Origin of the sequence: Phenylobacterium sp., assembly GCF_013822795.1 — a bacterium.
GTDB lineage: Bacteria > Pseudomonadota > Alphaproteobacteria > Caulobacterales > Caulobacteraceae > Phenylobacterium.
Window position 1 is genome coordinate 19194 of the sequence record NZ_PNLB01000008.1, and the last position, 14464, is coordinate 33657.

The following is a 14464-nucleotide window of genomic DNA, read 5'->3' on the forward strand; positions in this document are numbered from 1 at the left end:
CAGTGGCGATTTCAGACGTCGTAGCTGCAGAAGCAGCGCCAGCGAACGGCGCCAAGCCCGTCGGCCGTCGGCTTCGGCTATGTCTGGCCGCCTCGGGCGGTGGTCACGTCCGCCAGTTGCTCGACCTGGAGAGCATCTGGTCGAAGCACGACTATTTCTTCGTCACCGAGGACACTGCGCTCGGCGCGACCCTCGCCGAACGCCACCGCACGCACTTCGTCCCCCATGTCGCCGTCGGCCAGGCGCGACTGGGCGCGCCCTGGCGGATGGTCCGGGCCGGCGTCAGCAACTTCTTCCGCTCCGCTGCGATCATCGCGCGCGAACGCCCCGACGTCGTCATTTCGACCGGAGCCGGAGCGGTGTTCTTCGCGGTCGCCTGGGCCCGCCTGCGTGGCGCGCGGACCGTCGTCATCGACTCTTTCGCTCGCTTCGACCACCCGTCGCTGTTCGCCAGGATCGCCGCCCCGATCGCCCACGACGTCGTGGTGCAGTCCAAGGCGCTGGCGCCGCATTTCCCCAAGGCCAGGGTGTTCGACCCCTTCCGGCTGCTGGACACCCCGCCGCCGCCCAAGAAACCGCTGCTGTTCGCGACCGTCGGCGCCACCCTACCGTTCGAGCGCCTGGTTTCGTCGGTCGCCGAACTCAAGGCGCGCGGCGACCTGGCCGAGGACGTCATCATCCAGACCGGGGTCGGCGCCCCGCGACCGCAGGGTGTCACCGCGGTGGAAACCCTGCCGTTCGACAAAATCCAGGAACTGCTCACCGACGCCGACATCGTGGTCTGTCACGGCGGAACCGGCTCGCTGATCACCGCGCTGCGACAAGGCTGCCGGGTGATCGCGTTCCCGCGGCTGCTGGAGAAGGGCGAGCACTACGACAACCACCAGGCCGAGATCACCAGCGCCTTCGCCGCGCGCGGTTTGATTGAGGTCGCCAACGACGCCGACGAACTCGCCCTGGCGATCGAGCGGATCAAATCCCGGCCGCCGGTGCTGGCCACCACCGATCCCAGCGAGTTGATGGACTATCTCGACGGCGTGCTCGACCAGGAACGCCGCAAGCGCAGGCCGCACACACAAAGAGCGTGACGACCGTTCGGGCCGTCACGCTCTTCGATATTGCAACCGGTCGCTCCGGACCTGGGCATGGCGGCCGGGTCCGGAGCAGTCCGAGTGGGCTGGCTTAGAGTGCGAACTCCGAGCCATCGAGGCTGTGAACGCCCGTCAGCTTGATGTGCAGGTCAGCCACCTTGTCGCCATTCATATCGCCGTAGACGTGAGTTTCGCCCTTGGTGACCTCGTAGCGAAGTTGGCCGGCCTGGCCGCTAAACGCCTTCGTCCCGATGAAGGCGAATTTGTCGTTCGCCGCCGTCTTGGTGTTGGCGTCCAGCTCGCTGAGCAGGATCTTGTCGCCCTGCGCCTTCGAGAAGTCCGTGATCGTGTCGACCGACCCAATGTCAGCCGGACGGAACGCGAAGCTGTCGGCGCCAGCGCCGCCGGTCAGGGTGTCGGCGCCGGGGCCGCCGTCGAGGCGGTCGTTGCCGGCTCCACCGATCAGGACGTCGTTGCCGTCGAGGCCGTTGAGCGTGTCGTTGCCATTGCCGCCTTCGAGACGGTCAGCGCCAGCGTCGCCCAGCAGACGGTCATTGCCGTCGCCGCCCGACAGGGTGTCGTTGCCTTCCCGACCGCGCAGGATGTCATCACCACCCATGCCCGACAGGCTGTCGGCCTTGGTGGTGCCGGTGATGTCGTTGGCCAGCGCGTTGCCGGTGCCCGACGTGGCGCCCTCCCAGAGCCTCAGGTTCTCGACGTTGTCGGCCAGCGTGTGATTGACGTAGGCATAGACTTGGTCGACGCCGCCGTTCGCGGACTCGACGATCTTGTCATCGGCGTCCTTGATCACGTAGGTGTCGTTGCCGGCCCCGCCGATCAGGACGTTGGCGCCCTTGCCGCCGGTCAGCACGTCGTTACCGGCGCCGCCTTCCAGTTGCATGTTCTCCTTGCCGTTGACCGTCAGACGGTCGGCGCCCGAGGTGCCCTTGACCACCGTCAGCGAACCATTGCCCTCGCCCGGACCGGGATCCGGCGTCGGGTCGGGAGTCGGATCCGGCGTGGGATCCGGCGTCGGGGTCGGATCCGGGGTGGGGTCCGGGGTCGGCTCAGGCTTCGGGTCCGGAGTCGGAGCGCCACCCGGCAGCGGGAAGGTCGAGATGTCGCCAGCTTCACCTTCGTGCGCCTTGATCCACGCATTGATCTTGGCGATGTCGGAGGCCGTCAGAGCGCTGATCTTGACGTTGCCGTTATTGGCGGCCGTCGTCGTTTCCGAAAGGATGAAGCTGCCGGCTTCGTTGTTGGTGATCTTGGCGTTGGTCGAGCCCGCGATCCGGATCCACGACGTCATGTCGCCGTAGGGCGCGATGGTGTTGCCATCGACGACCAGGCCGTTGGTGTTGGACACCATGATGCCGTTGTACATGCCGCCAGCGACGACGTTGTCGGTCACGGTCACGTTCGAGTAGGCGAGGCCCGCCTGGTCGGTGATGAAGATGCCTTGAATAATGCCGCCTTCACCACGCGCAATCACGTTGCCGCTGATTACGATGTTCTTCGCCGCAGAGGCCGCGCCGCGGGTCAGGAACTGGATGGCGTCCGGGTGGTCGCCGGTGGCCGGCGCAAAGTCATGGAAGGAGTTGTTGAGCACCTGCACATTCGAGGTGCCGAGCGACATCACGCCGTCCGCGCGCATGTCGTGCATGTTGTTGCCTTCGATGCGCACGCCGGAGCTGTCTATCATGCTGACGCCGTGCGAGAGCTCTTGGAACTCCGAATTGGTCACCGTGACATTCGTGCTGCCACGAATGAGCATGGCGTTTTCATCATCGGCCGGGTTGTTGTTCAACGACCCGTGGAAGTTCATGTTGTCGAACGAGATGTTCTTGGAATTGTTGACCTGGGTGTTCCATACGGTCCACGGATTGCTGTAATCCATGTGCAGGTTCTCGAACGAGAGGCCCTGGCTGTTGGCCACGGTCAGACCCGTCAAGGTCGCTGGATTACCCGCATCCTTCGAGGTGATCGTCACCGTGCCGTCGAAGACAATGCCCTTCAGATTGACATTGCCGTAGTTACCGGCCGAGAGAAGGATGTTGTCGCCCGCCTTAGCAGTCGTAAGAGCGGCACGCAGCGAATCTGCACTATTAACAGTAATATTAGTCACGTAGGGAGACCCTCACTATTGGTGGCCAAGTCCGGTACATCTGAATGCACCAAAGCCACTGAATGTGAGCGACTATCTACATACTCAGATTGCCCCCATCCAGGTGACGGAACGTCGCAACAAACCTGAAATGTCGCTAATTTAGACTGTCACACATCTGTATGGTGACGGTTGATTCGGGGCCGAGACATGTCCTGAATCGGGCAGAATTCGGGCGAAGCCCAACTAATCTTCAGTTTTCCTTGGCGATAACCAAAAGAAAACCCGCCGCTGCAGGGGACGCAGCGGCGGGATAGTGTTCGGAACCGGTTTTCAGCTCACTCAGAGCATGAAGTCGGCGGACGTGAGCTTGGTGACACCCACCACGTTTATCTCGAAGTCGGCGATGCGATCGCCATTCATGTCGCCGTAGACGTGTGCATCGCCGTTGATGACCTGGAACCGCAACTCGCCGGCCTTGCCGCTGAAGGCGCTCGAACCGATGAACGCGAATTTGTCGTTCGCGGCGGTGTTGAGGTTCGCATCCAGCTCGGCGAGGTGAATGCGGTCGCCTTGGGCCGAGGAGAAGCCCTCGATCCGATCAACTCCGACCAGGTGGCCCGGACGATAGATAAAGGTGTCCGCCCCCGAGCCGCCAACCAGGGTGTCGGCGCCGACACCGCCCTCGAGGCGGTTGTTACCAGCCCCGCCGATCAGGATGTCGTTGCCCTCGCCGCCGTACAGGCTGTCATTGCCCGCGCCGCCGTCGAGGCGGTCGTCGCCGGCGTCGCCCTGGAGATGATCGGCGCCGTCGCCGCCATCGAGCGTGTCGTTACCGTCGCGACCGCGCAGGTCGTCGTCGCCGCCCCGCCCTGACAGGCTGTCAGCCTGGGTCGTCCCGGTGATGCCATTGGCCAGGCCGTTGCCGATGCCGACCGTGGCGCCTTCCTGCAGCCTCAGGGTCTCGACGTTGTCGGCCAGCGTGTGATTGACGTAGGAGTAGACAAGATCAGCCCCGCCATTCGCGCCCTCGACGATCACATCGTCACCGTCGCGAATGATGTAGGTGTCGTCGCCCGCGCCGCCGATCAGCGTGTTGGCGCCCGCCCCCCCGGTCAGGACGTCGTTCCCCGCACCGCCCTCGAGCTGCATGTTAGCCTTGCCCTTGACGGTCAGGCGATCATCGCCAGCCGTGCCGGCCAGCACCACCACAGGCCCCTCGACCGGAGCCGGGATCACCGGCGCGGTCGGCGTGGTCGGAGCCGTGGGCGTCGTCGGCGTCGCGGGAACCGTAGGCGTGGTCGGAACCGTCGGCTCGGTCGGCGTCGTGGTGTCGGTCGGAACCGCGGGGTCGTCCAGCATGCCCACCAGCTTGCTCGAAACGCCGGCGTTGGCCGCGAGCCAGGTGTTCAGATTGGCGACCTGCTCGGCGGACAACGCGGTGAAGACGACGTCGCCGGTTTGCGTCAGGCCGGAATTGTTCTGCAGAACGTAGCTCGCCGCCTGGTTATTGCTGAGCTGAGCGTTGGTCGTGTCGCTGACCCGGATCCACGACTTCTGGTCGCCGTAGGAGGCGACGAAGTTGCCATCGATCACCACGCCGTTAGCGCTCGTGACCATGATGCCGTTGTACATCCCGCCGGCCACGACGTTGTCGGTGATCGTGACGCGGTCATAGCCGAGCCCGATCTGGTCGGTGACGAAGACGCCTTGGATGATCGCCCCATCGCCGCGGGTGATCAAATTGCCGCTCACCAGAATGTCGTGAGCCCTCTCCGTGGTCCCGCGGGTCAGGAACTGGATCGCGTCGGGGTGGTCGCCCTCCCCGGGATAGAAGTCCGTGAAGACGTTGCCGATGACCTGGACGTTCGAGGTCCCGGCGCCCATCACCCCGTCCGAGCGCAGGTCGTGGAAGCTGTTGCCCTCGATGCGCACATTGTTGCTGCTCATCATGCTGACGCCGTGGGAGAACTCTTGGAACTCCGAGCCGGTCACCTTGACGCCCTCGCTGTTGCGGATCAGCAGCGCGTTCTGGTCGTCGGCCGGGTTGCCGTTCAGCGAACCATGGAAGTCGAGATTGTTCAGCTCGATGTTCTTCGAGTTGAGGACCTGAGCGTTCCACACCGTCCAGGGGGAGCTGAAGTCCATGTGCAGGTTCTGGAAGGACAGGTTTTCGCTGCCCGAAACCACCAGGCCGGTGAAGGTCGCCGGATTGCCCGGATCCTTCGAGGCGATGGTCACCGTCCCGTCGAACACGAAGTTCTTGATCTGGACGTTCGAGTAATTGCCAGCCTCAAGAAGGATCGTATCCCCAGCCTTAGCTGAATTAAGCGCCGCCGTGAGGGTTTGAGCGCTATTCGCCGTGAGTATCACGATATCTCTCCGCCACCAGATCCGTACAAGGAATTGTATTTCCGAGTACGAGATGCCCCGTTGTGGACTTACGAGTAGCAACCATCGGCTTGAACCGAGCTTAATCAGCTAGGTTAATTGCGCCCTAACCTAAACAATTGGAAACCATATCACGTTCAGACCGCAAACATGACCAAGCGCGCCGACATCAACCTGCCAGGCGGCGCGCCAGTCTTGCCAGGGAGCGAACTAGGCCTGTTGAGCGGCCAAGCGGCGGGCGCTCCGATGCCGACGATAGGCTTCGAGCGCCGGACTCTCGACCAGATGCCAGGAGAGCGCGGCGAGCGGGACGGTCGCCGCCATGGTGACTGCGGTCAGCGCCATGTGCGAGGGCGTCGGCCAAAACGCGTAGATCAGGACCATCACCGGATAGCCGTAGATGTACATGCCGTAGCTATAATCCGGCCACTTGGCTGAGAAGACCCTGCGTTGGGCGGTCAGCAGCCCCAGGCAGAGCACGGCATAGCCGATCAGCAACGCCCGCATGTGCAGGCCGACGCCCAGGGCATGGGCGGCGAGCGTGGCGACAAACAGCGCCCCCAGCGCCCACCAGGAGAGCCGGATGCGCTCGCGGAAAACGTAGGCCGCAATGCCCATCGCGAAGGCCGCCCACAGCCGGTCAAAGGTCTCGATGAGATAGACCGCGCCGTCGCCGGCCAGGCTGCGCGCCAACTCCTGCACCTGCGGAACGTCCCAGACCAGCACCCCAACCAAGCTGAGCGGCAACACCGCCCACTTCATGATCGCCGGCCGCGCCAGCCCCAGCGCGCCCAACAGCGCCAACACCGCATAGCAGCGGACCTCCCAAGGCAGGGTCCAGAGCGAGCCATTCAGAACGCAGGCCTCGCCGCCGCATTCGACGCCGGTCAGGCGGTAGGAGGCCGCCGTGAAGCTCAGGTTGCTCAGAATGAAGCGCGCCGTGTCGCCGCCGAAATACCCCCCCATCGAGGCCGACGTGAAGAAGGCGCCGACCAGAACCGTCAACAGCACGCAAAGCGCCAGCCCAGGCCAGAGTCGCACGAAACGCGCGGTCAGGAAGCGCACCGGACTGCGCAGCCGCAGCAAGCTTGGATAGACGAGAAACCCGCTGAGGAAGAAAAACCCGTCGACAGCATAGGTCGAGATTGTCGCGCCCAGAAAATTACTCAGGTCATCGGCGTTCCGAATGCCCGTCGTCGTGAAGTAGCAATGCGTGTAAATGACCGAAGATGCGAGCAACAACCTCACAGCCGTGAAATTGTTGGCGTCAGCATTTAGACGCTCATCATTAATTCGCATCACAGCGCCCCGCCAAGCTCGCCCCAACCCCATTGGGTCATCCGGGTTCAATGTTAGTGCATGGCTAGCTCTGACGCCACGTTTTGGGCGCCGCGCCAAACCCAGAGCAGGATCATTTGACAAGATTGGATCGCCAGTTGCAAAGGTGAGCCCAGCAGGGGGATTGCTTTTGCAGTCGATTAGGTGGGGAATATTCGGGACCGGCCCAGTCGCCGAGAAGTTTGCGCTGGCGCTCAAAGGCCTGCCCGGGGCGTCCACTGAACTCGTGGCGTCGCGGACCGCAGGCAAGGCCGAGGCATTCGCCGAACGCCATCGGATCCCGATAGCTCGCACGGGCTACGACCTGGGGCCGACCGATCCAGTCGACATTGTTTACATCGCCACGCCGCCCAGCGAGCACGTCGCCCACGCCCTCGCCGCGATCGCCGCCGGCAAGGGAGTCCTGATCGAGAAGCCTTTCGCGGCGACTGGGGCGGACGCAGCGCGCATCATTGAGGCGGCCCGCGCCGCAGGCGTCTTCTGCATGGAGGCGATGTGGACCCGCTTCCTTCCGGCGGTCGCCAAGGCCCGGCGACTGCTGGCGGACGGCGCCATCGGCGAGGTGCGCAGCCTTTCGGCGAGCTTCGCCGTGTCCCAACGCGTTGAGCCCGCGACCTCGCTCTTCAGCAAGGCGAGCGGCGGCGGCGCGCTAGCGCATCGGGGCGTCTATCCCATCTCCCTTGCGATTGACCTCCTGGGCCCCGCTCAACTCGCCAGCGCCACTGCGCGGATCGGCGAAACCGGCGTCGACGAGGATGTCTCGGCGACTTTGATCCACCCGAGCGGGGCCGCGTCACATGTCTACGCTGGGCTTCGCAGCCAAGCGGACAACACCCTGGTGATCCTCGGAGACCACGGCCGCCTCGCATTCCAAGGTCCGATTTACCGCCCCACGGGCGTCGTAATCACTCGGTCCTCTCCGCGCGGCCCCGAGCGGTTCTCTGACGGTTTGATCGCTCGGCTTAAGGAAACGTCGGCGGCGCAAGTCGCGCGGGCGCGCCTGGCTCCCCTGCTCGCCCGGCCTCGCGTGCATGCAGCGCCCTATTTGGGCAACGGGTACGGGCACGAGGCCCTGGCGGCCATGGAGGCGATGCGCGCAGGTGCGCTGGAGCACGCCGGCATGCCGCACGCCGACACCCTCGCCGCGGCCGAACTCCTGGATCAAATTCGAGACAGTTGGCGCGCGACAAGCCGCTTAGAGCAGGGATGACGATGCGGGTTGGGATTATCGGCTGCGGCTATGTGTTCGACCACTACATGTCGACCTTCCGTAACCATCGCGGCCTCGAACTGGCTGGCGTTACTGACGTCGATCGACCGCGCGCCGAGCATGTCGGGCAAGCCTACGGCCTCAAGGTCTATGCTTCGAACGAGGAGCTTCTGGCCGACAGCTCCATCGAGCTGGTCCTGAACCTCACCAGCATCGAGAGCCACTACAACGTCACGCGCGCGGCGCTATTGGCCGGCAAGCATGTCTACAGCGAAAAGCCGTTCACGCCGGACCTGGAGAGCTCTCGAGAACTAATGGCCCTCGCCCGCGAGCGAGGGCTCCGCGTTTCGGGCGCGCCTTCCAACGCCATGTCCGACACGGTGCAGACCATGTGGCGGGCTCTACGAGCTGGCGCAGTCGGCAAGCCCCGGGTGGTCTACGCCGAGTTCGACGACAATCCGGTCTATCTGATGCATCCGGAGACGTGGCGCAGCCGCACCGGGGCCCCGTGGCCCTACGAGCACGAGTACGAGGCCGGATGCACCTATGAGCATGCCGGCTACTATCTCAGCTGGCTTTGCGCGATGTTCGGTCCCGCGCAGAGCGTTTCGGCATTCTCCAGCTGCCTGGTGCCGGACAAGGCGCCGGGCGTGAATCTCGATCCGCCGGACACGCCGGACTTCTCGGTGGCCTGCATCACCTTCCACTCAGGCGTCGTGGCTCGCCTGACGATCAGCATCGTCGCAACGTTCGACCAGCGGATGCGCGTCATCGGCGACGAGGGCGAGCTGTCGGTGAACACCTATCGCGACTACTACTGCCCAGTGCGCCTCGAACGCTATTCCGGCCTCTCCCTCAACGCGCGCAAGGCGCGCTGGGTGCGCGAGAATTCGCTCCTGCAAATGCTACTCGGCGTAGGTGGGCGTTCGGTCCCGCTGCTGTCGAGCGGCCTGCGGCCCTCGTGGCTTCGGCGCTGGAAGAACCCGATCGCAGCGCTCAAGCGCATGCAACTCGGCCAACAAGACAAGAGTGTGGGTGTCGCCGAGATGGCGGCGGCGATTGCGGCCGGGCGCGAACCTTGGCTGAGCGCCGACTTCGTGCTGCACGTGACCGAGTTGACGCTAGCTATTTCGGCTGCGCGAGAAGGCAGGGTCACCAGCCTGGAGACCACATTCGAGCCGCTCAAGCCGCTAGACTTCGCCTCCGACGAACGCCGCCTCAAGCTGCAACTGAAGCCTGGGGTGCTGGCCCGCCTTGTGGAGCCGATCCTAATCCGAATGCACGGCAGCTAGTGCGGCATCTCTACCCGACTGCATCTCGCGCAAATCGGACAGGATCGGGTCCAGGCTTCCTGCCGGCGCTGAAGGGCCGGCAGGATTGACGTGGTCTGCACCTTAGGTCGGTAGTGCCTCCGTGAACACGAACCGCGCCAACGCAGAGCGATCGAAATGAGCATTGCAGCCACATGCGCGACCATTCTCAGCGTGCTCGCCGCCGCCAAGGGTGGTGAGTCCATCGCGCTGAAAGGCGACTGCTCCGCGATCACGATCACCCGCAGCTATCCAAGGACGGTGACCATTCAAGCTGACGGCGCCAGCGTCCGCGGCCTGGCCGTCGTCGGGGGCCAGAACATCTCGTGGCGCGGTGGAACTATATCGGCGCCGCAGGGTGCGCATGGCAGGGGACGCGACGGTTACGGCGTGCTCATCCGCGACGCCGCCAACGTATCGGTCACTGGCGCGCTGATCACCAACGCCAAGAAGAGCGTCGTGCTGGACGGCGCCAGGGACGTGACGCTCAACGACAATCGATTCCAGCACTACGGCGAGGACGGGGTCATCGCGTCAAACACCAAGGGCCTGACGATCTTGCGCAACACCTTTGCCGATCAGATCGGCAAGCCGACCGAATGCAATGTGGCCGGCAAGATCACCCTCGGGGTCAAACGGCGCGACTGCGTCGCGCTCGGCGGCGCCTGGGTGGACGGCTACCACAACGACGCCGTGCAGATGCGCAACGGCGTCGCCGACGCCGTGATCGCCTACAATCGGGTCGAGGGCGAGACCCAGGGCCTCACCCAGATGGACAAGGACGGCGATGCGCCGCTTGAGAACATCCGGATCGAGTTCAACACCATACAAACCGACGGCTATCATCAGATCACCCTGGGCGACTGTAGGTCTTGCTCCATCCGCATGAACACCGTTCAGCGCGCCAAGGGCTCAACGAAGAAGGCGGTGATCCGCGCCCAGGCGGGCGTCTCGGTCTGCGGCAACACCGTGCCAGACATGCCATCGACCGCAGGCCCGCGCTGCAAAGACGCGCCAGCGATCAAGTAAGCCCGGCGCCAATTGGCGGCGAAAGCAGTCGACCATTGATCAAACATCAACACCGCCGCGGGATACCTGCGGTCACGCGCGTTCCGACACCACAGTAGCCATGCACGAGTCCGCCACGTCCATGATCTCGACTGGAGACGCCCTAGCTCTTTGAGCGGAGCCTTCGATCGCTGTATCGCCGCTCGGATGGCGTACGCGGTCGTGGCGCTGCCGTGGAGTATCTGGCCCATAGCTCCTCCCGGTGTGAGCACTCAGCTAAGCTGAGCCCCCCACACACCGGGACTAAACACCTAGGCTCCGGTCCGAGCCGCTACGTCGGGATTCTCGCGGGTCGCGCGGTAGACCATCGCCGTGACAATACCCATCAGCATGAAGATCAGCGGGTGATTGTCCTGCTGGCTGAACACCGACTTGATGACAATGAAGTTCACCAAAGCGATGGCGGCGGGCATAAAGTAGCTAAGTTCGCCCTTGGGGGAGCGGACCGCGTATTTCGCGGCATAATAGGTCGAGGCGACCAACATCCCGTAATAGACGACAAAACCGATCACGCCGTACTCTAGGCCGATAGTCAGATAGTAGGTGTCGATGGTCTGGATGCCGATCGGACTCAAGAAACCCAACGTGTCCCCGCCCGTCCCCGCGCCATGCCCCCAAGGCGCCTTGAGGATCTTGGGGATGCCCATTTCCCACTGCGTCCCGCGCGCATCCGTGCTCGCCGCGGTGTCGCCGCCGCCCCAGACCAGGTTTCGCAGCCGCCCGACGAACATCGTCGCGGCGATAAACAGGGCAAAGATCGCCGGGTAGGCCAGCACGATCGCCGGCGCCAGCAAGCTGGCCTTGTTGGCCCGCCACTTGAGGCCGCTCCACAGCAGCAGATAGAGCATGAACGAGAGCAGGAAGCCCACCATCCCGAGCCGCGAATCGGTGACGATCACGACGTAGAGCATCAGCGGCATGGTCACCGCCGCGGCGACGCGCGTGGCCATGGTCTTCCCGAACATCACGAAGTGCAGGATGAAGGGCGCCGTCAGCGCCAAGAACTCGGCCAGCCCCAGCGGAGTCGAGAAGGTGCTCTGCACCCGATACGTTCCAGTCGCCGACCGTGCGCTGCCGGTCAGCGAGCGGAGCACGCTCTCATCTTCGATCTTGAGGAAGTTCGGAACATAAGGGCCCCACGACGGGCGGCTGACCTTGTACTCAAGGAGCCCCATCAGGCAGACGATGACCGTCACGGCCCAGAGGATCACCGCCCAGCGGTGAACCCGTCCGGGCTTGAGGAAGACGAACGCGCTGGCGAAGTAGATCGATGTCCAGCTCAGTTGCGCGTTGAAGACCCGCTGGATCGAGAAGTCCTTCTGATCAGAGAAGGCGATCGTGACGACCTGGATCAGCACGAAGCCGGCAAGCAGCTTGTAGACCAGCGGCGTCGCGTTGAGCGACTCCTTCAACTGCGCACGGAAATCCGGGGACATCGAGTAGCTGATAGCCAGAATCAGCGCGAGCGGCCCACCGACCAACCGCATCAGCGTGATCCAGGGCAACCCCGGCAACGCGACCGCCAGGTAGTTCGGCCAAAGAAACAGCACGATGAGGAAGGCGAAACTCAGCCCATAGAGCGCGCCGGCCGGCGCAGTCTTCATGTCGGGCAGCGCCCAGACCGTGATCAGGGCCAGCAGAATGATCGGGATGACTAGCTGCTTGATCAGGAACGGCGTCGTCAGGCCGTAGAAGAACCCGAAGAACAGGCAAAAGCCCATGAACGCGAGCAGGAGGACAGCCTGAACCAGACGCCCCGGACCTCGCCGGGTGTAGGGTTTCAGGATGATCGGCCGCGAACTGCGGCTGTCACTGTCGCTCCGGGCCCACATCAGGGCTTCTCCCAGTCGTTTCCAATCCGCCGGCCCTCACGCGCGCCGAAGCTAGGCATTCACAACCTGACGTCCATGAATTAACATTCCTATCAGCGCTCGCTAAGTCGCGAAGGCGTGGCGGCGGCAGGATTTCGGATCCGCCTCCAGGTGGCGTACGGGTAAGTTGCGCCCCGAATTTAAGCATTTGTTAGGTGTGTTCGACCCCCATCAGGTTCGGACGGAGGCGCCAGACCTCCTGCGTCAATATAGCCTCGGTGACCGTTGAGCTTCACCCGCTATGGTCGGTGAGACAGCGGGGGCTGCGACCAGAATAGAGAAGACGCGATCCTCATGGCTGATATCCTGTGCGCTAGCGCCGCCGAACTTACCGCTGCACTTGGCGTCGCCAAGGCTGGAGACAGGATACTCCTGCAAGCCGGCAACTATTCTAACGTTCAACTGAAGAATCTCGTCTTCGACAGCGCGGTCACTATCACGTCGGCTGATCCGGGCAATCCGGCGACCCTGACCGGGCTGACGGTGAACAGCAGCCAGGGGCTGGTGATCAGCAACCTGAACCTCGATTTCAGCTCGCCGTGGACGGTCTGGAACGCCCAGGTCCTCATTTCGAAGGACATTACGCTCGCCAATCTCAGCATTCACGGTTCTTTGAACGGCAACCCGGCCGACGATCAATCCGGGATCCTGATCCGCAACAGCAGCGGCGTGCGCGTCACCGGATCGGAGTTCCAACAGCTCGATCACGGCATCAGCCTCACCGACAGCAGCGACGTGCGGGTCGACAACAATCGCATGCACGACCTGCGCGCCGACGGCATCGTCGCGGTCGGCGCCTCAAGAGTTCAGATCGTCGGCAACTCCTTCACCGACTTCTATCCGGTGAGCGGCGACCACCCCGACGCCATCCAGTTCCTCACCCGCGGCGCGACCGCCCGAGCGACTGACATCGTGGTCAGCGGCAACCTGATCACCCGCGGCTCCGGCGAGGTGATCCAGGGTGTGTTCATCACCGACCAGGTCGGACTCGGCTACGACCGGGTCACCGTCACCGACAACGTCGTAATCGGCGGCATGTACAACGGCATCATGGTCACCAAGACCAACGGTCTGGTGGTCGACGGCAATCTGGTTGTCGGCTACGGCGACATGACCTCCTGGATCCGGCTCAGCGACACGACCAACGCCCAGCTGAGCAACAACCAGGCGATGACCTACGTCCTGGAATCGAACGCCAACCTGTCGCAGACGGGCAATAGCGTCATCGCGGCCCTGCCGGGTGACGGAGCCAACGCGCTCGCCCATTGGATCAAGGGCAGCGACGGCAACGACCACCTCAGCGCCCGCATCGACGGCGGCAGCCGCATCGAAGGCGGCGCCGGCGATGACGTCATCATCGGCCGCGACTACGCCGACTATCTCCGCGGCGGCGACGGCGCCGACAGCATCCTGGGCGGCGGCGGCAACGACGACATCAACGGCAACACCGGCGACGACACCATCAACGGCGGCGCCGGCGACGACTGGGTGTCCGGCGGCCAGAACAACGATCTGCTGCTCGGCGGCGCCGGCGCCGACCTCGTGCTCGGCAACCTCGGCAACGACACCCTCTATGGCGACGCGGGCGCGGACATCGTTCGCGGCGGCCAGCACAACGACGTCATCTTCGGCGGCGACGGCGACGACTGGCTGTCAGGCGATCTCGGGGACGACACTGTCACTGGCGGCGCTGGCGCCGACACCTTCCACATCTTCGCCCAAGCCGGCCTCGACCTGCTCACCGACTTCAACCGCGCCGAGGGCGACCGCGTCTTCATCGGCGACGGCTCGCGCTACACGGTGTCCCAGATCGGCGCCGACGTCGTCATCGACCTGGCGGGCGGCGCACGCATGGTTCTGGCCAACGTCTCGATGTCGTCGCTATCCGACGGATGGATCGTCTCGGCCTGACGCGCAGGCCAAGACGTCTGCCAGGGCGCGGCTCCGCCCTCGCTGCTGCGAACGGCGCACGCCATGCTGGTAGCCCTGCTCTTGGCCCTGGCCGCAGACGCCGCGCCGCAAAGCGCGCCATCCCAGCCGCCGCGTGAGCAAGTCGTTCAAGGCGGGCCGGTCACGGCGCC

The 14464-nt window shown here is 64.1% G+C and carries 9 protein-coding genes; 5 read left to right on the forward strand and 4 right to left on the reverse strand.

Annotated elements, in window-relative coordinates; all coding sequences use genetic code 11:
• Window positions 1-2 precede the first annotated feature (2 nt).
• Window positions 3-1088 (forward strand): beta-1,4-glucuronosyltransferase WelK, encoded by a 1086-nt coding sequence (gene welK / locus C0481_RS08775; RefSeq protein ID WP_293402718.1) that lies wholly within the window; start codon window positions 3-5, stop codon window positions 1086-1088.
• 94 nt (window positions 1089-1182) lie between these two features.
• On the opposite strand, the gene C0481_RS08780 is transcribed toward welK, so the two are convergent.
• The 3 genes from C0481_RS08780 to C0481_RS08790 all read right to left on the reverse strand — a co-directional run bounded on the left by C0481_RS08780 (window position 1183) and on the right by C0481_RS08790 (window position 6918).
• Window positions 1183-3216 (reverse strand): right-handed parallel beta-helix repeat-containing protein, encoded by a 2034-nt coding sequence (locus C0481_RS08780; RefSeq protein WP_293402720.1) that lies wholly within the window; start codon window positions 3214-3216, stop codon window positions 1183-1185.
• A gap of 321 nt (window positions 3217-3537) precedes the next feature.
• A complete protein-coding gene (locus C0481_RS08785) occupies window positions 3538-5568 on the reverse strand; it encodes a right-handed parallel beta-helix repeat-containing protein (RefSeq protein ID WP_293402722.1) in 2031 nt (676 codons plus the stop codon).
• A gap of 228 nt (window positions 5569-5796) precedes the next feature.
• On the reverse strand, window positions 5797-6918 hold the full coding sequence (locus tag C0481_RS08790) for an acyltransferase (RefSeq protein WP_363223361.1): 1122 nt from the start codon (window positions 6916-6918) through the stop codon (window positions 5797-5799).
• A gap of 130 nt (window positions 6919-7048) precedes the next feature.
• Here C0481_RS08790 and C0481_RS08795 point away from each other — a divergent pair, with 130 nt between their 5' ends.
• The 3 genes from C0481_RS08795 (at window position 7049) to C0481_RS08805 (ending at window position 10473) form a co-directional block, all read left to right on the forward strand.
• Window positions 7049-8134, forward strand: coding sequence for a Gfo/Idh/MocA family oxidoreductase (locus tag C0481_RS08795; protein ID WP_293402726.1), 1086 nt, complete (start codon window positions 7049-7051; stop codon window positions 8132-8134).
• 2 nt (window positions 8135-8136) lie between these two features.
• A complete protein-coding gene (locus tag C0481_RS08800; RefSeq protein ID WP_293402728.1) occupies window positions 8137-9426 on the forward strand; it encodes a Gfo/Idh/MocA family oxidoreductase in 1290 nt (429 codons plus the stop codon).
• 156 nt (window positions 9427-9582) lie between these two features.
• Window positions 9583-10473 carry a right-handed parallel beta-helix repeat-containing protein gene (locus tag C0481_RS08805; protein WP_293402730.1) on the forward strand — a complete coding sequence of 297 codons (891 nt, stop codon included), beginning with the start codon at window positions 9583-9585 and terminating at the stop codon, window positions 10471-10473.
• Between the two features lie 290 nt (window positions 10474-10763).
• Here C0481_RS08805 and C0481_RS08810 read toward each other — a convergent pair whose 3' ends face one another.
• Entirely contained in the window at window positions 10764-12344 is a 1581-nt protein-coding gene (locus C0481_RS08810) for an O-antigen ligase family protein (RefSeq protein ID WP_293402732.1), read from the reverse strand.
• 333 nt (window positions 12345-12677) lie between these two features.
• Between C0481_RS08810 and C0481_RS08815 the strand changes: the two genes are divergently transcribed.
• Complete coding sequence (locus tag C0481_RS08815; RefSeq protein WP_293402734.1) at window positions 12678-14294, forward strand: right-handed parallel beta-helix repeat-containing protein; 1617 nt, start codon at window positions 12678-12680, stop codon at window positions 14292-14294.
• Window positions 14295-14464: the final 170 nt, after the last annotated feature.